The 18,542-nt window shown below is 70.0% G+C and carries 15 protein-coding genes; 7 read left to right on the plus strand and 8 right to left on the minus strand.

Annotated elements, in window-relative coordinates:
• Positions 1 to 174: 174 nt before the first annotated feature.
• The 3 genes from modA to C1746_RS20685 are packed head-to-tail and all read right to left on the minus strand — an operon-like array spanning position 175 to position 3,194.
• Positions 175 to 960 (minus strand): molybdate ABC transporter substrate-binding protein, encoded by a 786-nt coding sequence (gene modA, locus C1746_RS20675; protein ID WP_116716691.1) that lies wholly within the window; start codon positions 958 to 960, stop codon positions 175 to 177.
• Positions 957 to 1,364 carry a TOBE domain-containing protein gene (locus C1746_RS20680; RefSeq protein ID WP_116716692.1) on the minus strand — a complete coding sequence of 136 codons (408 nt, stop codon included), beginning with the start codon at positions 1,362 to 1,364 and terminating at the stop codon, positions 957 to 959. Before C1746_RS20680 ends, modA begins: the two co-directional genes overlap by 4 nt.
• A 60-nt stretch (positions 1,365 to 1,424) precedes the next feature.
• Positions 1,425 to 3,194, minus strand: a complete 1,770-nt coding sequence (locus C1746_RS20685; protein ID WP_116716693.1) for an SLC13 family permease — start codon at positions 3,192 to 3,194, stop codon at positions 1,425 to 1,427.
• An 89-nt stretch (positions 3,195 to 3,283) separates the two neighbouring features.
• On the opposite strand from C1746_RS20685, the gene cysD reads away from it, so the two are divergent.
• Positions 3,284 to 4,240 (plus strand): sulfate adenylyltransferase subunit CysD, encoded by a 957-nt coding sequence (gene cysD, locus C1746_RS20690; protein WP_205712028.1) that lies wholly within the window; start codon positions 3,284 to 3,286, stop codon positions 4,238 to 4,240.
• A gap of 2 nt (positions 4,241 to 4,242) precedes the next feature.
• A complete protein-coding gene (cysN, locus tag C1746_RS20695; protein ID WP_116716694.1) occupies positions 4,243 to 6,210 on the plus strand; it encodes a sulfate adenylyltransferase subunit CysN in 1,968 nt (655 codons plus the stop codon).
• 102 nt (positions 6,211 to 6,312) lie between these two features.
• Here the strand turns inward: cysN and C1746_RS20700 are convergent, their stop codons facing one another.
• Positions 6,313 to 6,990 carry a hypothetical protein gene (locus C1746_RS20700; RefSeq protein ID WP_116716695.1) on the minus strand — a complete coding sequence of 226 codons (678 nt, stop codon included), beginning with the start codon at positions 6,988 to 6,990 and terminating at the stop codon, positions 6,313 to 6,315.
• Positions 6,987 to 7,445 carry an SRPBCC family protein gene (locus C1746_RS20705; protein WP_116716696.1) on the minus strand — a complete coding sequence of 153 codons (459 nt, stop codon included), beginning with the start codon at positions 7,443 to 7,445 and terminating at the stop codon, positions 6,987 to 6,989. The genes C1746_RS20700 and C1746_RS20705 overlap by 4 nt, the downstream gene beginning before the upstream one ends.
• Before the next feature lie 146 nt (positions 7,446 to 7,591).
• Here C1746_RS20705 and C1746_RS20710 point away from each other — a divergent pair, with 146 nt between their 5' ends.
• From C1746_RS20710 to C1746_RS20720, 3 genes are all read left to right on the plus strand, one after another.
• Positions 7,592 to 8,311 carry a redoxin domain-containing protein gene (locus C1746_RS20710; RefSeq protein ID WP_116716697.1) on the plus strand — a complete coding sequence of 240 codons (720 nt, stop codon included), beginning with the start codon at positions 7,592 to 7,594 and terminating at the stop codon, positions 8,309 to 8,311.
• 151 nt (positions 8,312 to 8,462) lie between these two features.
• A complete protein-coding gene (locus C1746_RS20715; RefSeq protein WP_116716698.1) occupies positions 8,463 to 9,092 on the plus strand; it encodes a hypothetical protein in 630 nt (209 codons plus the stop codon).
• An 85-nt stretch (positions 9,093 to 9,177) separates the two neighbouring features.
• Complete coding sequence (locus tag C1746_RS20720) at positions 9,178 to 9,720, plus strand: ACT domain-containing protein (protein WP_162868028.1); 543 nt, start codon at positions 9,178 to 9,180, stop codon at positions 9,718 to 9,720.
• Between the two features lie 25 nt (positions 9,721 to 9,745).
• Here the strand turns inward: C1746_RS20720 and C1746_RS20725 are convergent, their stop codons facing one another.
• Positions 9,746 to 10,267 (minus strand): Uma2 family endonuclease, encoded by a 522-nt coding sequence (locus C1746_RS20725; protein ID WP_116716700.1) that lies wholly within the window; start codon positions 10,265 to 10,267, stop codon positions 9,746 to 9,748.
• Between the two features lie 84 nt (positions 10,268 to 10,351).
• A complete protein-coding gene (locus tag C1746_RS20730; RefSeq protein WP_116716701.1) occupies positions 10,352 to 12,610 on the minus strand; it encodes a PQQ-dependent sugar dehydrogenase in 2,259 nt (752 codons plus the stop codon).
• Positions 12,611 to 12,704: 94 nt separating this feature from the next.
• Here C1746_RS20730 and C1746_RS20735 point away from each other — a divergent pair, with 94 nt between their 5' ends.
• Complete coding sequence (locus C1746_RS20735) at positions 12,705 to 14,447, plus strand: GTPase (RefSeq protein WP_116716702.1); 1,743 nt, start codon at positions 12,705 to 12,707, stop codon at positions 14,445 to 14,447.
• Positions 14,444 to 16,597: a GTPase gene (locus C1746_RS22635; protein WP_205712029.1), complete on the plus strand. Its 2,154-nt coding sequence runs from the start codon at positions 14,444 to 14,446 to the stop codon at positions 16,595 to 16,597. The genes C1746_RS20735 and C1746_RS22635 overlap by 4 nt, the downstream gene beginning before the upstream one ends.
• An 88-nt stretch (positions 16,598 to 16,685) precedes the next feature.
• Here C1746_RS22635 and C1746_RS20745 read toward each other — a convergent pair whose 3' ends face one another.
• Entirely contained in the window at positions 16,686 to 18,467 is a 1,782-nt protein-coding gene (locus C1746_RS20745) for an HNH endonuclease signature motif containing protein (RefSeq protein WP_162868029.1), read from the minus strand.
• Positions 18,468 to 18,542 lie beyond the last annotated feature (75 nt).

Raw genomic sequence — 18,542 nt, forward strand, 5'->3', positions numbered from 1 at the left:
GTGGGGAACCTGACCGACCCGTGGGGAACCTGACCGACCCGTGGGGAACCTGACCGACCCGTGGGGAACCTGACCCACCCGTGGGGAACCCGACCGTCAGATACCACAGCAGACCTCCCCACCCCCACGCAGGAGCCTGGCCACCGTGAGCGCCATGAGGCTGCCCGCGCCGGCTCACCCGGGGCCGCCGAAGCCGTGGTCGCGCAGGATCTGCTGCCCCTGATCAGAGAGCAGCAGGGCCACGAAGTCGTCCGCCCCGCGTGGGTTGGCCGCACCCTCGAGCCGCGCCACCGGGTACGTCACGGTGGTGTTCGGAGGGTCCGGGATCATCACGCCCTCGATGCCATCGGACGACGTCACGAGGTCGGAGGCGTAGACGACGGCCGCGTCCGCCTCTCCCAGTTCAACCTTCGAGAGGGCGGCCCGGACATCGGGTTCGAGCGAGGCCGGCGTGAGCTGCACCCCAGCGCGGTCGAGCACGTCAGTGGCCGCGGCGCCGGCCGGCACGTCCGGGTTGGCCAGGACCATGACGAGGTCCGGGTCGGCCAGGTCGGCTAGACCCCGAACGCCGAGGGGGTTGCCGTCCGCGACAGCGATGGCCAAGCGGTTGGTGGCGAACGGAACGGCGTCAGCGGCCAACCCCTCCTCCAGCACGACGTCCATCTGCGTCTGGTTGGCGCTGGCGAAGACATCGACGGGGGCACCCTGCACGATCTGCGCCGCGAGGACCTGGGAGCCCGCCAGGTTCAGCGTCACCTCCGCCGCGGGGTGCTCCTCCTCGAAGACGTCCGCGAGTTCCCCGAAGGCCTCGGTCAGGGACGCGGCGGCAGAGATGACCACCTCACCGGTGACCGTATCGGCGCTCGCCGGCGGGCGGTTGGCCTCGCTCGCGCCACCGGTCCCGCACCCACCGAGGAGGACCACGGCGACCACAAGAGCCCCCAGTTGGCGAACCTTCATCCGGGGAGGCCGATCACGACGTTGGTCGACTTGACCGACGCGATCACCTGGGAGCCGGGGGCCAACTGGAGCTCCTGGACGCTCTCCGCAGTCATCAGGCTGACCAGGCGAAACGGGCCGGCCTGAACCTCCACCGTGGCCGCCGCCGCCCCGACGGTCACGCCGGTCACCACCCCCGGCATCTGGTTCCGGGCGGAGGACGCCACGATCGGCGGGCGCCGCTCCCCCGGGTCCCGCTCCGCGATCAGCCGGGTGACCTCGGCCACGGGGACCCGCCGCTGCCCGCCAGCCGTGCGCTCGACGGCCAGTGCCCCCTCCTCATCCCAGCGCCGGAGCGTGTCCACGCTGACGCCGAGCACCGCCGCCGCCTGCCCGATCCGGAGGAAACCGTCGCCGTCCGCCACGAACCCACAGTAAACCTAGGCAAACTGCCCAACAACCTAGGTTCACCGCCGTCGCTCCCCTCAGAGCGGCCACACCGCCGGGACCAGCCAGGCCACCGCCACCAGCACACTCATCGTGATCGGCGCACCCAGCCGTGCGAAGTCCGTGAATCGGTACCCCCCCAGTGAGTAGACCATCAGGTTCGTCTGATACCCGATCGGACTGAGGAAGCTCAATGAGGCACCCAACGCGACCGTGATCGCAAAGGCCCGCGGCTCCGCCCCCACCTGCGCCGCGGCCGCCAAGCCGACGGGGAACACCAGGACCGCGGCCGCGTTGTTGGTGAGCAGCTCGGTCAGGACCATCGTCACCAGCAGGACCCCGACCAAGGCGCCGACCTGCCCGAACGGTCCGGTCAGCTGCAACAACCCGTCGGCCACGACATCAGCCAGGCCACTGGCCTGGACGGCGGCACCCAACCCGAAGGAACTCGCGATGACGATCAGCACCTGCAGGTCGATCGCATCCCGCGCCTGCCGCACGCTTATCACCCGGGTCGCAAACAGGACCATCGCGGCCACCAGGGACGCCTCGAGGATCGGGACCACTCCGGTCCCGGCCAGCAGCACCAGCAGGAGCGCCACCACTCCGGTGATCTGCGCCTTCCGGCCGATCAACGGCCGCGACGTCCCGGTACCGGCCACCAGCACGAAGTCTCCGGTGGACCGCCAGCGCCCGCCGAAGGCCGGTGCGGCCAGGACCAATAGGGCGTCACCGGCACGGATCTCCACCTCCCCGAGCTTCGCGTCCACCCGCTGACCGGCCCGGTGGATGGCCAGCACGGCGGCGTTGTGCCGCTGCCGGAACCCGATGGCCTTGAGCGTCGTCCCGACCAGCGGCGATCCCGGCCCGACGACCGCCTCGAAGAAGCCGGCGTGGGTCCCGCCGACGCGGTCCAGATGCCGGTCCTCCGCTGATCGCAGACCGCGGTTGCGCTGCAGGTCCAGGATCCGGTCGACCTTCCCGACGAACAGCAGCTCGTCACCTCCGCGCAGACCCTGATCGGGCCGCACCGGCGAGATCGTCCTGTCCCCGCGCAGGATCTGGGCGCAGTACACCCCCTGGAGGGCACGTAGCCCGGCCGTCTCCATGGTCTGACCGTCGAGGGCCCCCTCCCCCACCACGGTCATCGCGACGGTGAACTCGCGGAGCACCTCGTCCGCCTCGCCCAGCACCGCACCTCGGTCGGGCAGCACGATCGGCGCCAGCAGCACGATGAGCCCGCCCCCGATCAACGCCAGGGGCAGGCCGACGGCTGCCAGCTCGAACAGGCCCAGGGCCGGCATCTCCGCCTCGACCAGCAGCCCGGACACCACCAGGTTGGTGGAGGTGCCGATGGCCGTGATCGTCCCACCCAGGATGGCGGCGAAGCTGACGGGCATGAGGAAGCGGGAGGCCGGGAAGCTCCGACTCTCTGCCCAGTTGGCCACCGCAGGCGCCACCATGGCGACGATCGGCGTGTTGTTGAGCACGGCGGAGGAGATGATCGTGGGGCCGACCACCCTGGCCAGAAGTCCACGTTGCCCACCGGCCCGGCCCAGCACCCGGCCGATGACGGTCTCGAGGACCCCGGTCAGCTCGACCGCTCCGGCCAGCACGTAGAGCGCCGCCACGGTGATGGGCGCTGGGTTCGAGAAGCCGGAGAAGGCCTGCTCAGGCGTGAGGACGCCGAGGACCAGCAGGCCCACGACCGCGCCGAGCACGGTCACCGCAGCCGGTGCAAGCCCCCGACCGAGCACCACCAGCACGCTGATGACCGCGGCCAGCGTGACCCACGCCTCCAGTCCCATGGCGGGTGAGGGTAGCCCCACCCTCCCCCGCGTACCCTCGTTCGCGTGAGCGCAGCACCGTCCGTCGACCAACCACCCCCGCCGCAACGATGACCCAAGCACCTGCCCCCGCACCCGCGACCGCCTCCGACCCGCTGATCAGCCCGGAGAAGATGACGCACCTCGCGCGTCTGGAGGCCGAGAGCATCCACATCATGCGTGAGGTGGTCGCCCAGTTCGAGCGGCCGGTGATGATGTACTCGATCGGCAAGGACAGCTCGGTGATGCTGCACCTGGCCCGCAAGGCGTTCCACCCCGGGACTCTGCCGTTTCCCCTGCTGCACGTGGACACCACGTGGAAGTTCAGTGACATGATCACCTTCCGGGACAACACCGCCGAGGAGCTCGGCCTGGACCTGATCGTGCACACCAATGCCGAGGGGAAGGCCAGCGGGATCAACCCGTTCGACCACGGCTCGAAGAACTACACCGACGTGATGAAGACCCAGGCGCTGAAGCAGGCCCTGTCGGCGGGGCGCTTCGACGCGGCCTTCGGCGGGGCCCGACGGGACGAGGAGAAGTCACGGGCCAAGGAGCGGGTCTTCAGCTTCCGGGACGCCAACCACCGCTGGGACCCCAAGAACCAGCGGCCGGAGCTGTGGAACACCTACAACGGCCGGGTGGGCAAGGGCGAGTCCATCCGCGTGTTCCCGCTGTCCAACTGGACCGAACTCGACATCTGGCAGTACATCTACCTCAAGGACATCCCGATCGTCCCGCTGTACTACTCCGCCCCACGGCCGGTGGTCGAGCGCGACGGTGTGGTGATCATGGTCGACGACGACCGCTTCCAGTTCGAGCCGGGTGAGGAGCCGGAGGAGCGGTGGGTCCGCTTCCGCACCCTGGGCTGCTACCCGCTGTCGGGCGCGGTCGAGTCGAGGGCGACGACCCTGCCGCAGATCATCCAGGAGATGCTGCTGGCCACGCGCTCCGAGCGGGAGGGTCGCGTGATCGACTACGACCAGTCCGGGTCCATGGAGGAGAAGAAGCGCGAGGGGTACTTCTAGCCATGAGTCATCAATCCGACCTCATCGCCTCCGACATCGAGGGGTATCTGGCCGAGCACGAGCGCAAGGACCTGTTGCGCTTCCTGACCTGCGGGTCGGTCGACGACGGCAAGTCGACCTTGATCGGACGGCTGCTGCACGACTCCCACATGGTCTACGAGGACCAGCTGGCGGCCTTGGAGTCCGACTCCGTCGTCAGCGGCACCACCGGCGACGCCCCCGACCTGGCCCTGCTGACCGACGGGCTCAAGGCCGAGCGCGAGCAGGGCATCACCATCGACGTCGCGTACCGCTACTTCTCCACGGCCAAGCGGAAATTCATCATCGCCGACACCCCCGGCCACGAGCAGTACACGCGCAACATGGTCACGGGCGCCTCGACCGCTGACCTCGCCATCCTGATGATCGACGCCCGGCACGGTGTGCTGGACCAGACCAAGCGCCACGCCACCATCGCCCACCTCCTCGGGATCGCCCACGTCGCCGTCGCCGTCAACAAGATGGACCTGGTCGACTGGTCCAAGGAGCGGTTCGAGGAGATCCGCAAGGACTTCGAGGTCTTCGCCGGGAGCCTCGCCGACCGGACCGACACCGAGCAGGAGATCCTCCCCTACTTCCTGCCGATGTCCGCGCTGACCGGCGACAACGTCGTCAACCGCAGCGAGCACATGGACTGGTTCGAGGGCCCGCCGCTGATGGAGTTCCTGGAGACCGTCGACACCACCGTCGGTGAGGACACCACCAACGTCCGCCTCCCCGTCCAGCTCGTCGTCCGACCCAACCTCGACTTCCGCGGGTTCGCCGGAACCCTGGCCTCCGGGACCCTCCGCCCCGGCGACCCGGTCACGTCGCTGCCCTCCGGTGTCTCCTCCACCGTGGAGCGGATCGTGACCTTCGACGGCGACCTGACCGAGGCCCGTCCGGGCCAGGCCATCACGGTGACCCTGGCCGACGAGATCGACGTGTCCCGCGGTGATGTGCTGGTCTCCGCAGCTGCCACGGGCAGCCGGGCTGAGGCCGGTATGACGTCGATGTCGCGGAGCCACCGCGTCGACGCCGACGTGGTGTGGATGTCGGAGGCACCACTGACCATCGGCAAGCAGTACCTGCTGCAGGGAGCGGCCGGCAGCTCAAACGCCCAGGTCTCACGGATCCGCTACGCGCTCGACATCAACTCCCTCGACCACCTCGAGGCCAGCCGGCTCGGGCTCAACGACATCGCCCGCTGTGTGGTCACCGTCGACAAGGAGCTGCTGTTCGACCCCTACTCGAGCAATCGGACGACGGGCTCGTTCATCCTGGTCGACCGCCTGACCAACGCCACGGTGGCGGGTGGCATGATCGCCGGGCCCTCGTCCAACTGGGATCGCCAAGCCGTCGAGACGCTGACCGAGCGGCCGTCCGCCGTGACCCTGCAGGAGCGGGTCACGCGGTACGCCCAGATGCCGGTGACGATCCTGCTCACCGGGCTGACCGGCGCCGGGAAGGCCGCGATCGCGGCGGCGCTCGAGCGCCAGCTGTTCGAGGCGGGGCAGACCACACTTCGCCTGGACGGCACCAACGTCCGGCAGGGCTTCAGCCGCGACCTGGGGTTCACGGCGCCAGAGCGCTCCGAGAACGTCCGTCGCGTCGCCGAGGTCGCCAAGCTGGTCAACAACCAGGGGATCATCGCCATCGCGGTGCTCCTCGCACCCGACGCCGAAGACCGAGAACGAGCCCGGCAGCTGGTCGGACCCGAGAGCTTCATCGAGGTCTTCGTCGACACACCCCTGGACGTCTGCAAGCAGCGTGATCCTGGCGGTCTGTACTCGGCGCTCGATGCCGGGACGGCCATCGACATCCCGGGTGTGACATCGCCCTACGAGGCGCCCACCAACCCGGATCTGGTCGTCACCGACCACAACTCCACGCCCGCGGCTGCCGCCCAGGCCATCGTGGAGGTATTGCGCGAGCGCAACATCCTGCGCTAGCGGTCTGTCCGCGAAGTGGCTGGCGTCTGCCCAGGGCCTCCGCGCGCCGCTGACCGACGATCACGCGTGTCCTATGGGATCAGTCCGGACCCGGGCCTGCGCTCATCCGGGCTGATGGGTGAGGGTCCGAACCCGGACGCGCGGCGGGTTCGCTTGGCCCGCCAGGTGGGCGGACTCCTCCAGCACGCGACACCACATGTCGGCCTGGACCCACTGCCCGACCTTGGCGAGGACGTGCAGTGCCCAGAAGGCCGGATCGCCCGCCCGTGCGGCTGAGACGATCACGAAGCGCACGCGCTGGTGCGTCGCGTCGGGCTCGAGGTCGGTGGCGCTGAACCGGATCCACCCAGCCTCCATGTGTCCCTCACGGGTGCCCAGCAGCAGGGTTCGCGCGCCGAGCTCCCGCACCTCCACCGGGCCGTCCCAGGGGCCTGCGAGCGAGACGGTCAGGTGCTGCCCGACGCGGGTGATCGGCTCGCTGAAGACGGCGTAGCTCTCGGGCGCCAACTCGTTGGGGTCGCCGAGCAGCCGGCCGATGACCGCTTCACTCGCCGCCGCCTCCGCGGTGATGACCAACTCGTACCGGCGGCTGACCACAGCGCCGACACCCTCCTCTTGGGTCTGCCGCTCCTGCCGGATCTCGGGGTCGACGCCCTCCGGCAGGTCACGGACCGGCTGGTCGGTGGTGTCGGTGTGCTCGATCCACCACCGACCCCGCAGCCGACGTCGAAGGAGTGCAAGCGGCGGAGCCAGGACGTTGAGTTGAACCAGGTTCCTCATCCGCTGCGCTCCAGGTGGCTAACCAGGGCACGGTTTCGTGTGGCGATCAGCTGCTTCATGTAGCGCGCCAGCACGACCTTCTCGGCCACCACGCCGAGTGGGCCGAATGGAGCGGTGAACTCGACGACGTCGCGCATCCGCGTCCCCTCCCCCTCCGGCTCGAAGTGGTGCTCGTGCCTGAACGCCGTGAACGGGCCCTGATGCTGTTGGTCGACGAAGAACGTCGGCGGGTCGTACTCGCTGATGATCGAGGTCATGTGCCACCAGATGCCGAAGTGCCGGGCGCGCCAGGTCACCGTGTCGCCGTCGGCCATGATCCCACCCTCGACGCCGCTGACGATCTCCTCACCGGTGTGGGCCAGGGACTCGAGGTGGACATCGACGCTCAGTGAGGCGTCGAACGTCTGCTGCACCGACGCTGGCACGAGTGTGGTCTGGGTGAAGTGGACGGTCATGGTCTGGTTCTTCCCGGCGGGGCGGGCGCGAACCGCTGACCGCGTTCTCCCGGTCGTGGTTGGTCCTCCGGATCGGTTCCTTACGGAGTTCTTACGGGCGCCGGTGGTCGTCGAAGGCCCGTCTGGACGGTCCTAGCGTTGATCGCATGACACGTCTGCTGGCGTTCGCCGTTCTGCTGCTCGTGGTCGCCGCTGGCGTGGTGGCCTTCACCCGGTCTGACGGGTCCGACGTGGCACTGGCCGACGGCGCGGGAGGGGCCGATCCGATCGACCCGCTCGCGGAGGCGGCGGAGCCCGAGGCGACGCCGGCACCGGGCCAGGGCGCGGCGACTGCAGAGGCAGCAGCGACGCCGGGGACGCCCCCCAGCGACGCCGAACCGACCCCGCCGGCCATCGAGATCCCGAACGAGGGGCCGGCCATGACCTTGGAGAACCTCGACGGCTGGTTGCAGACGGACCTGACCTCGTTGGAGGACACCCGCGGCAAGGTCACCGTGGTCCAGTTCTGGACCTTCGACTGCTACAACTGCCGCAACACGCTGGCGAACCTGGCCGAGTTGTACGCCCGGCATGGCTCCGGCGACGGGGAGTTCGAGGTGGTCGGTGTCCACGCCCCGGAGTTCGACTACGAGCGCGACCCCGACGCCATCCTGGCGGCCGCCCAGGAGCTCGACGTCACCTGGCCGATCGCACTGGACACCGACAAGCGGAACTTCCACGGGTGGCAGCCGGGCAATCGGGGCTTCTGGCCTCGGACCTACGTCCTGGACCGGGACGGCAACATCCGGTTCGACCACATCGGCGAGGGGGCCTATGACGAGCTCAACGAGACCGTTGCGGCACTGATCGCCGACCCGGCGCTCTAGGCTCTGCGGTTCCTGGCTGCCCCATGTCGCAGCAGAGCCCGGCGCTCTCAGGCACCTGGCCATGGTGGGTGGACTCCCCGCCCCCCAGGCGTGGGAAGTCCACCCACCTGGTCAGGCCCCGACCCGACCGGACCACACCTCACGCGATCTGATGGACATCTTTCTCGAAGGCATCCGCGCGGCCGTCGAGCCCTGCTCGCTGGCGCTGGTCCTGCCGGCCATGGGTGCCGTGGTCCTGGGTGCTCGACGAGCCTGGGCCGTTGCCCTCGGGTTCTGGCTGGCGGCCGTCGTGCTGGCCTGGGCGCAGGCATCGGTGCTGCTCGATGTCGGGCAGGGCCCCGTCACCGGCGTCGTCCTGGGTGTCCTCGCCCTCGCCGGCCTCGGGCTGCTGTGGCTGGCCCGGGACGTGACGAGGGCCGACCAGCCTGAGGAGTGGGGCCAGACGTCGCTTCGGTTGCTGGCCGGCCTGGTGATCGGGACGTCGGCCGGGCTGCTGTGGCAGCCATGTGTCGGGCCGGAGCTCGGTGTCATCCTGACGGCGGCGCCGCGGGACCCGGGCGCCCAACTGGGTCCACTGGCCGTCTACCTGGCTGGGGTTCTCCTGGTCACTGCGTCGCTGGCAACGTTCCCGTTCCTGCATGACCGGGCGCCGGCGCTCATGGAGACTGCGCCCGCCCGGCTGGTGGCGCTGATCCCGGTGGTCGGCCTGGCAGTGGTGCTGGTCACCGGTCAGTACGAGGAGATCATCGGCGCCTTGGTCCGGGCCAGCAGCATCTCCTGACCTGACCGGGCCGGACCTCACCGGGGTGCGCGGTGGACGCGCCGTCGTTACAAGCCCGTCAACAAACCGTGGCACCCTTTGGGGCGTGGAGGTCTTCATCCGCTGTGAGATCCCAGACGTGCCCGGCGCGCTGGCCACGCTGGCAGGGGCGATCGCCGAGGCCGGTGGAGACATCCTCGCGGTCGAGGTTGCGGAGACCGGACCTGAGACGGTCATCGACGACCTGTGGGTCACGACGCAGGACATCGCGACCCTCAAGGACACCATCGAGCACATGGCTGATGCCACGCTGATCCACGCCAGCCCCTCGCGGGGGCTGCCCGGCGACGCCACGGCCCGTCTGGCGGCCGGGATCGATGCCCTGCTGACGGGGGCGATGAGCCCGGAGGACGGCCTGCCCACGCTGATCGGGGGGCTGCTCCGCGCACAGTCGGCGGAGATGAGCGTGGTCGGACCGGAGAAGAAAAACCGCCGCATGCTCGCACTCCCGGTCTCCAACGGGGTGCTGGTGCTCGAACGGGAGTACCGCTTCCTCGACTCCGAGAGCCAGCGGGCCCGTCAGATCATCACGGTCTGCGAGCACGCCACGCGTCTGGCCGAGGATCTCGTGGACCAGTCCGGTCGCTAGCGACTGGCGCTGGTCACGGGGGACCTCAGACCAGCGGAGGCCACTCGAGCAAGGCCTCGAACTCGCTGGCGCTCAGGCCGAGCAGCTCGCTGGACGGGGCACGCACCATGGTCGACTCGCCACGCCGTAAGAAGGTGACCCGTTGCGCTTCTGGATCAACGACGATCATCTCCTGGACCCCATGCTCGACGTAGTGGTCCAGCTTGTGCCAGGTCTGATCCGAGGGTGACAGGACCTCGACCACGAGTGCCGCGGTCGAGACGAACAGTTCGCTGGTGAGTTGCTCGAGGACCGCGCCGTCAGGGACCCGGTAGTTGGTCTTGGTACCGACGTTGATGTCGCCGACGACTCGGTACCGCCTTTTGTCCAATCGTCCGCGTGTGACGTGCAACGACTGGAACTGCAGATCAGCGTGCTGTGGTGTGGGAGCAGGGGCCACGTGATACACCCCGTCCCACATCTCGTCGTGGGTGTCAGCACCGATCCGGCGACGCTCCCGCAGCCACTCCTCCACCACCGGCGGGGTCTGGTGCAGCACGGTCTTCATGATCGTCAAGGGTAACTACCACGCGTCACCGTAACCAACAGTGGACCGGCTGGAGCAACGGTTATCCACAGCCTGTCCACAGGGCTACGAGGTCCCGACCAGTCGGCTGATCCCGCCGCCGGACTCGACGACCCAGAGCTCGCCGTCGGGACCCTCGGCGAAGCTGATCGGGCCACTCGCGCTCACCTCCAGATCTGCCGAGCGGGTCTCGCCATCCTCGACCGCGATGGCCATCAGATCGCCGGCGCACCAGTCCGCGAAGACGTAGGCACCCCGGAGCGCTGGGATGGCCGACCCGCTGTAGACGGCCCCTCCGGTGATGGCGCAGTTGCCCGGCGCGCGGGTGCGGTACTGGTGGACCGGGTCGACCCGATCGGGCAGCGCAGGCCCCTGGTACAGCTCGCTGCCCTCGTAGTTGGGCCAGCCGAAGTTGGCGCCGTGGTCATCCAGGCCGATCAGGTTCACCTCCTCCCAGCCCCCCTGGCCGACGTCGCCGACCCACACCTCGTCCGTGTACGGGTCGAGCGAGATCCGGAACGGGTTGCGGAGGCCGTAGGTCCACAGCTCGGGTGCCGCTGCGAACGGGTTGGACCCGGGGACCTGGTACCCACCCTCGCCATCGGGCGTGATGCGGAGCAGTCCGGCCAGCAACGTCGTGGTGTCCTGTCCGTTGTTGAACCGGTCGTCACCACCACCGCCGTCGCCCAGGGCCCAGAGCAAGTCACCCTCGTCGGTCAGCACCACGTCACCGCCATTGTGGTTTGTCGCGGGCTGCGGGACCGTGAGCAGGGTCTGGCCCCCGGTCGGGTCGATGGTGCCGTCCGGCGCGACCGGGAACTCCTGCAGACGCGAGGTGCCGCCCTGCTCCCCCTCGATCGCGTCGTCGTCGGTGCTGGACAGGTACAGCCGAGACCCGTCGGCGTTGAAGACCAGGCCGAGCAGTCCGCCCTCACCCTCCACTCCGACCTGCTGGGACAGGTCCACCGCCAGCTCGGGGTCGCCGGTCGTGGCAGCACCATCGCGCAGGACGACCACCTCGCCCTCACGCTGGGCGATCCAGACCTCGTCGGTCCCAGGACGCACGGTCAGGTCCAGCGCCCCGTCGGCGAAGGCGATCGGCTCCAGGCCGAGCTGACCGAGCGCGTCGAGGTCCGGGCTGGGCCGCGCCTGCGGCTGCTCGGTCGGCGTTGGCATGGGGCTTGGCGCTGGCGTCGGGGTCGGCGAGCCACTTGGCGCTGGTGATGGAGCGGGGTCGACGAGGTCCGGCCCGGAGATCTCCGGCGGGCCGATCTGCTGGACCTCCCACTCGGGGTTGCTGTCCAGCAGCGTGCTCGTGGCCGCTGAGACGCCCTGCTCGGAGGCCAGCAGGATCGGCGCGTCGTTGCGTGCGGCGTAGGGCGCGAGGCCGAACAGCCACACCCAGGCATCCTCGGCGAACCCGCCGGTTACCAGCACCCGCTCGACCGGCGGATCGTCGGTCCACAGCTCCTCGAGGATCGCGATGGCCGTCACGTCGCGGGACGGGCCGGCAACCCTCGTCGTCGGCGCGATCTGCTCGAGTGCCGTCTCCACCTGCTCGGTCAGGGCCGCGACGCCACCGATGATGACGATCTCCGTTGGGGCGAGATCCTGGAGCGTGGTCTGAGCCGCCGGGTGGAGGTCGTCGGGGCCGGTCAGGACGATCGGCGTGGCGCGGTCGCTGGCGTAGGCCGCGACGGCTCCGGAGTCGGGCCAGTCGACAGCGGTTGCGACGATGACCTGGCCGCTCTCCGGCAGGCCGACGGCGGCTGCCACGGCCGCTGCGGTCTCCACCCGTGTGGGACCGGCGACCCGCTCGACACAGCCGGCGAGCTCCCCCAGTGCGTCGGACGCTGCCTCGTTGATGGCCGCGGTCCCTCCGACGATGACTACGCCGCCGCGGTTGCGCAGGCCGGGGGTACCGGCGGCACCGAGCCCCTCCACACACGCCTCGTCGCCGAGCACGCGTTGGATCTCCTCGGCAACGACCGCGGGGACCTCTCCGCGGGTGCCTCCGGGGATGAACAGCACCGGCCCGTCCTCGCCCGAAAGGGATGAGCCGACGAGCGTGTCGGCGAAGACACCCAGTCGGCCCACGACCACGCGGGTGGCCTCGCCGTCATCGAACGTCGCTTCGGAGATCTGCACCGCTGCGGTTGCCGGATCCGGGCTGTCGGCCAGCCGCTCCGCGGGAGTGTCGTCCTGCGCGTGGACGACGCGGGTTGCCGGGACCAGCGCGGCCGTCATCGCCACGGCCAGGCAGACGGCCAGCCAGAGGGCCCGGCGCGGACGCGATCGGCCAGAGTGCTGGAGCAGAGACCACATGACCGCACAGCGTAGGACGAGGCTGTGACAGCAGACCTCCGCACGATCGCTGCTGCACCGGACGCGTCGCTCGGCCCGGTACGCTCAGCGCGAAATGGCCGTGACGGACGGGTTGGCGATGCGAGAGCTGACCCGGCTGCGTGAGCTCCTGGCCGGGCTGGACCTGGACGACCGCACGCCCGCCGGGGCGGCTGCGATGGCGGCGCGGCAGGACCTCGTCGACCGGATCGACCGGCTGTTCGCGGCCGAGCCCATGGCAGATCGCCCCGATCGGCTGCCCGTCACCGTTGCGCTGCTGGGTCCCTCGGGGGCGGGCAAGTCGACGCTGCTGAACAAGCTGGTGGGTCATGAGGTGACGACGGTCGGCGCCCGTCGTCCCACCACAACCCGGGCGGTGTGGGTGGCCTCGCCCGCAGATCAGGCCGTGCTGCGGCGGCAGGTCGGTGCGGCCGTGCACACCACGTTGGCCGTCCCGGCGGGGCTGGCGCTGGTCGAGCACCCCGACACCGGGGTCTTCGACGCACTCCCGACGACCGCTCCTGGCCAGCGGTGGTCCGCCAGAGGCAAGTCGGTGCCGGCCGCGGACGTCTACCTGGTGGTCGTCTCTCCCACGCGCTACGCCGACCGTCGTGTCTGGGACCTGCTCGCCCGACTGCCGGTCGATCCAGGTAGCGAGCGGGTCGCCCTCGTCCTCAACCGGTTCCCCAACGACTCGCGGGCGGTGACGGGGGACCTGAGCCGCCGTCTGGGAGACGCCGGCCTGCGTGACGTCATGGTCGTCGCGGTGCCGGATGACCTCGCGGCGCTGCAGGCCGTCCGGGCCTCTCTGTGGACCTACGCCGGATACCCCGAGCCAGCCTCGGCCGAGCAGTTGGAGCAAGCCGTCAGCGAGGAGGCCGTGGCGAGCTTCGCCAGGACACTGGAGGAGGATCTGCGCCCGCTGCTGCGTCTGGACCCGACGCTTCTCGCCCCGGAGCACGATCGGCCTCTGAACTCAGACCTCGGCGGCGAGTTGCTTGGGGCGGCCGACCTGGAGCCCGATCCAGCTCGCGACCGGATTGCCCTCGCACACCAGTTGACCGGCCAGGTCCGGCCAGAGGAGACCGCGGAGCACTGGGCTCGGCTGGCGTGGCGGGCCAGTGCCGGCACTCCGGCCGTCGTGCGCATCGGAGAGCTGGGCGAGCTGGGCACGACCCGTCAAGCCGGGGGCGGCGCCCTGGGCACCGACCCGGTCAGCGACGGTGCAACCAACCTCGCTGCGGATCTTGCTGACGACCTCGCCACCAACCCGGCCGCCGAAGTGGCCGACGAGCTGGCCGAGGCCGCCTGGTCCGGCCTGCATGACGCACTTCTGGTGGCCACGCGCCGCCAGACACGTGGCATCCAGCAATTGGCCGGCTCCGGGAGTGAGCCGACTGGCCTGGTGCGCGCCGGCCGAGCCAGCAGGCACATCACCGAGCTCGACTGGCAGGTGCGTGATTGGCTGCGGCGCATCCTGGCCGAGCTCGACGACGTCATCGGCGTGGACCGGGGTGCTTCCGTCGAGGCGGTCGCCGTCGGCGTTGCCTTGGCTGCGGTGGCGCGCACGGCAGGTCTGCACGAGGAGGCGGAGGCGCTGGGGAGGTGGCGTGTCCTCCAGCGGTCGGGTGTGCCGCTCGCGCCTCCCGCCGTCGTCCAGCGTGCCCAGGCCGACCTCGCGGAGCTGCTGGACGCCGCACTGCACCGCTTCACGGGCCGGGTGTCCTCCCCCGCGCCTTCCGGCCTGCGCGCGGTGCGCGATGCGGCCCACTCACTCCTTCAGGTCAGCGACCTCGGCGGGGGAGGCGAGTTGCGGTGACGGTCGTCGGGCCCGAGGCGATCGACCATGAGGAGGACCTGGCTCCACGCCTCGTCGCGCTGGCCAAGGCTGCGCACCTCTCGCGGGAGGTGGCGGATCATCCCCAGAGCGAGTCGATACTGGCTGAGCTCGAGCGCATACGGGAGGTGGTCACCGAGCCGCACGGAACCCTCACCGTGGCGTTGGTCGGTCCGTCGGGAAGCGGCAGGTCCAGCCTGGTCAACGCGCTGCTCGGCAGGAGGGTTGCGGCAACCGGTCTGGTCAGGCCAACCACGACACGCCCGGTCGCCTACTCGGTCGGCCGCGCTGCCGCCGTCGCGGCGGCGGCCATGTCCGGTGTGGCCGACGTCCAGGTGACCGCGGTTGACATGTCCGAGATCGGGGCGACCGGTGCTCCTGTGGCAGAGTTTCCGCTGGCAGAGTTTCCGCTGGCAGAGTTTCCGCTGGCAGAGTTTCCGCTGGCAGAGTTTCCGGTGGCAGAGTCTCCGGGGGCAGAGTCTCCGGTGACCGAGGTTTCGGGCACCCAGGCTCCGGTGACCGCCGGACAGATGATCGACGCTCGAGCCGACGTGGCGCTTGAGGGGGTGGTCCTGGTTGATCTGCCGGGCAGCGGGCTTGCGGAGGGGCCGACGGTGGGGACGTCCGGTCGGCTTGGGGATGCGTCCACCGCTCGGGATGGCTTGGACCGTCTGGCCGACGTCCTCGACCTCGCTGTGTGGGTGGTCGACCCGGAGACGTACGCCGATCGTGACCTGCTCGAGCTCGGCCTCCTACCGCTCCTGCGATCACCGCTCGATGTGGCGGTGGTGGTGACGAGGGCCGACACGATCACGGCGGCGGAGGGGACGGAGCTGTCGAGCCACCTGCGGCAGATCATCGGCCGTCTGCTGGGGCGGAGCGGTGGTGGCTCCGTTGGGTCGGAGCGGTGGGCGGGGTCTGAGCGGTCAGCGGGGTCAGAGCGGTCAGCGGGGTCGGAGCGGTCGGCGGGGTCAGAGCGGTCGGCGAGGTCGGCGGGGTCGGAGCGGTCGGGCGGATCGGAGCGGTCGATCCGGCCCGACCCTGGGGCTGCTGCGACCGACGGTCTGCCGAACCCGTTGCTGGTCTCTGCCGTCTCCGGAAAGGGGGTGGATGACCTTCGACGGCTGCTGGCTGGGCGTCGTGTGCGGTCGGCTGGCCGGATCCCTGGCGTGCGATTTCAACTGGTCAACGCGGCGCGGCAGCTAAGGCCGGGGCCCTTGCCCGGTCTGGAGCGGGCCGAGGATGGAACCCAGGCCCGCGAGCTGCTTCCCACCGAGCCAGTCCACCAACTGATCGGTGAGGAGTTGGCTGTGAGTGCTCGGGCGGCAGCAGTGGGCGACGCGCGTGCGGCGGAACTTCATCGGGCGACGGCCTGGCCGCCGTTGCGCTGGACGGGGCAGGTCTCCGAGCCGGCTGTTGCGCCGGATGAGGTACCGATTCCTAGGGTCCCGGCCTCTCACGCGGGTCGAGTCGACCTAGCGGATCAGGCCGCCTCGGGTGACGGGCCCGGCTCGTCGGCGTCACGGCGAGGTGGTCCAACTGGTGCCGTCGTGGCTGCGCTGGCGACCTACGCCGAGGCGCTGGTCAGCGGGGATGAGCGGGCGGGGGCCTTGGTGGAGGACTCCTCCGACGAGGACCCTGCCGATCCCTGGGCTGTCGCCCTGATCCGCCAGGTCGAGGCTGGGGCACCCCGGATCGCTCCGGCCGTGGACCGCGTGGAGCGGAAGAGGCGGGTATCGGCGGAGATAGTGCCCAGCTGGGCGCGGTCGGTGTGGGTGATGCAGGGTCTGCTGCTGGCGGGGTTCGTGGTCGCTGTTGTGCTGGTCGGGTGGGCCTTGGTGCCCGGCTCGGGTGCAATCACCATAGGCGGTAGCGGGTGGGTGCCGCCCTCCCTCGCGACGGGTGGTGCGCTGGCTGCTGTCTGTCTGTTGTCCGGTGTTGTGCTCCACATCATCGGCCGAGGTGTGGCGATCCAGGCCGGCCGACAGCAGGGGCTGATGACCAAGGAGGCACTCTTGCGCGCAGTGGCGACTGAGAGTGATCGCGTGCTGGACACGGCGATCGCCGAGGTGATGGGGCCGCGGCGTCGGGTTCGGTTGCTGTTGGACCAGGTGACCCCCTCGCCGACGTAGTTCGGGCGACGTTCAGCCCGCTGCCGTCCGGCTGCCCCGTCACGGTCCTTCCGGACGTGCCGAGTCGGTGCGTTCCGGCAACCCCCGGTCAGATCGGGAGGGGCATCGGACCAGCTCGGGAGGCGTGTCGTGTCGGGTCAGCCGAACGGGCAGCGCCGACGATGGGTTGGCCCGCCTGGTCCACCCATCGCCGCGCTCCCGGACTGCCGCGAAGGTGGTAGCCGCGGTCGGTCTTCTGGGAGTGATGGAAGCTGCACAGCCACGCCAGGTCGTCGAGCTGGGTGGTTCGGTTGATGGCCCAGCCGGTGACGTGGTCGATCTCAAGGAGGTGGTCGCTCGTGCAGTGTGGCACTTCGCACTGGTAGCCCCGAGCTTCCATGGCGGTGCGCTGGCGGGCAGTCACCTGCCGACCGAGGTGGGCCACGGCGACATCCTCCGCGTCCTGGATGACGTAGGCCACATGCGCTTCCGGGATCTGCTGCTTCACAGCGGACAGGGACACCCGGCCGATGCCGGCGATCTCGCAGACCTCGTCGGCGGTGGCCCAGCCACGTCGGAGTGCCGAGGCGTCCACCCGGACGATGACCTTGGCCTGCCGAGCAGATCGTCGGGCGGGGGTGCAGCCGCCATGAGGTGCTCGCCCTGGATCCTGCGGAACCTGCTCCTCCGCTTGGGAGCCGGGCGCACTCCTCGGAGGGCCGCCTTCATCCGCGGGTCGACGGACACCCGCAGACATCTGGTCCGGTGAAGCTCTCTGGTCAGGTGCCGTCGCTCCTGGTATGGATGCCGGCTCTGGTTCAGGTGCCGTCTCGTGCGCCGAGGTGGCTTCCTGAGCTGAGGTCACGTCCGGACCGGACGACGACCTTCGTGCGGCCGTCGACTCTCCTGCAGGCGCGGACCGTTGTCCTGGCGCGGACTCCTGCGCAGGTGTGCACGTTCGTGCTGGCGCGGAGTGTTCTGCCGGCGTGGACGATCGTGCTGGCGTGGACTCTTGTGAAGGCGTGGACTGTCTGGCGGTCGTCAACTCTCCTGCGGGCGTGGACGGCCGTGCCGGCGTGGACCGTTGTGCGGGCGTCGTCTCTGGTGGCGAGGCCACTGCACGTGGGCCGGCGCGAACATGGCCAGAGCCGGCGGAGTCACCCGCACACGCGGCACCGCGTTCGGTAACCGCGAGGAGGGCATCCAACCGGTAGGCAGCGTCATCTTCCCGCCGGCCGGCCCTGTACGCGCTCTTGAAGATCCGGTCGTGGTCGCGACGCAGGGCTGCCTCGATCCGGGCGCCGATGTCCGCTGGCGCGCTCATGAACGCCTGCCACTCGCCGTCGATGTGCGAGCTAGACCGGAACGACCGTCGCAGGTAGTGACGTCGCCGAGTCTGATCCGGATTGGGGTCGGCGCGGCGCGCCCGCTCCCGACAGGTGCTCTGCAGGTCGCCAAGCGATTGAGAGCGGGCAGCATCGAGGAGGTCCCCCGCTGCGCTCGGGTCGACTTCTGCGGCCTGCGAGACCGCACTCGTCTGCTCGTCGGACAACTGGCCATCCCGGACCGCGTTGGCCACATCCGGTTGGTTGGCAAGCCGTTCGGAGTCCTTCAACTGCCGCTTGGCGGCCGCCCTCGAGCGACCGGTGACCTTGGCAAGGACTCCCGCAACCTCGTTCTGGGATCGGCCGGACTCGCGCCCGACCTCTTCGACGCGACGCGCCATCAGCGTGAGCGCACCCTCCAGCAACTTCTTGCCAGCGGCCAACTGCTCCACCACTGGCGTGACGTCGTCGTCGGCGACGAGGCTGGGCTCCAGGTGGCGGAGCTGACGCCGCAGATCGGCCACCAGGTCGTGGACCTGCCTCCCGCTCAGCGCCCTCTGCGTCATACGAACAAGTGTACGTTATATGGCTCTGAAACAGGACATCAACGTCTGATTCGGACGAATCGTCAGGTGAGTCAT

Origin of the sequence: Euzebya tangerina, from assembly GCF_003074135.1 — a bacterium.
GTDB lineage: Bacteria > Actinomycetota > Nitriliruptoria > Euzebyales > Euzebyaceae > Euzebya > Euzebya tangerina.